This window comes from Acetobacter zythi (genome assembly GCF_963921165.1).
Classification (GTDB): domain Bacteria; phylum Pseudomonadota; class Alphaproteobacteria; order Acetobacterales; family Acetobacteraceae; genus Acetobacter.
The window spans coordinates 1-779 of sequence record NZ_CAWUEO010000036.1 but is presented as its reverse complement, the minus strand read 5'-3'; the positions used below and the strand labels follow the sequence as shown (position 1 = coordinate 779).

The following is a 779-nucleotide window of genomic DNA, read 5'->3' as shown; positions in this document are numbered from 1 at the left end:
GCCGCCAGAAAGCCGGTGCCAAGCGTGGCGGTGAACGGACCCTGATGGCCAAGCCAGACCAGTGCCGCCGCCAGATGATCGGTCAGCCCGGCATTGCGCAGTCCGTAGACCACCAGATACATCCCCAGCGAGAAGATCACGATCTGCCACGGGGCGTCGCGCAGCACCCGACGGATGGGAATGACCCTTCCATATCCAGCAACTGCCAGCAGGGTAATGGCAGCCAGGCAAGCCACGATACAGACCGGAATATGAAATGGCGCGGTCAGGAAATAAGCCGCCAGCACCAGGGCCAGCAGCGGAAAAGCCGCGCGAAACACAAGGCGGTCACGAATGGCGGTGGCGGGTGCTGGCAGTTCGGCGACGGGATAGGTCTGGGGCACCTGCCGCCGATACCAGAGCCACAGCACGGCAAGTGTCGCGCCAAGGGCGGCCAGATCGACGGGGACCATGATCGCGGCGTAGCGGTCAAAGGGAATGTCGAAGAAATTGGCGCTGACGATGTTCACAAGATTGGAAATTACCAGCGGCAAGCTGGTTGTATCCGCGACAAAGCCGGTCGCGATAATAAAGGCGAGCGAAGCGGCGGGGCTCAGGCGAAGCTGGGTGAGGATGGCGATGACGATCGGTGTCAGCAGCAGGGCCGCGCCATCATTGGCGAACACGGCCGCGATGGCCGCCCCCAGCAGCACAATCAGCGGGAACAGCGTCCGGCCTCGCCCTTTGCCCCAGCGCACGACATGCAGGGCGGCCCAATGGAAGAACCCGGCCCCATCCAG

At 63.5% G+C, this 779-nt stretch carries 1 protein-coding gene; it reads right to left on the bottom strand.

What is annotated here, in order from left to right; translation table 11 throughout:
- Positions 1-779, bottom strand: a 779-nt coding sequence (locus AABE20_RS11230; protein WP_338333146.1) for an ArsB/NhaD family transporter, incomplete at both ends; no start/stop codon positions are given.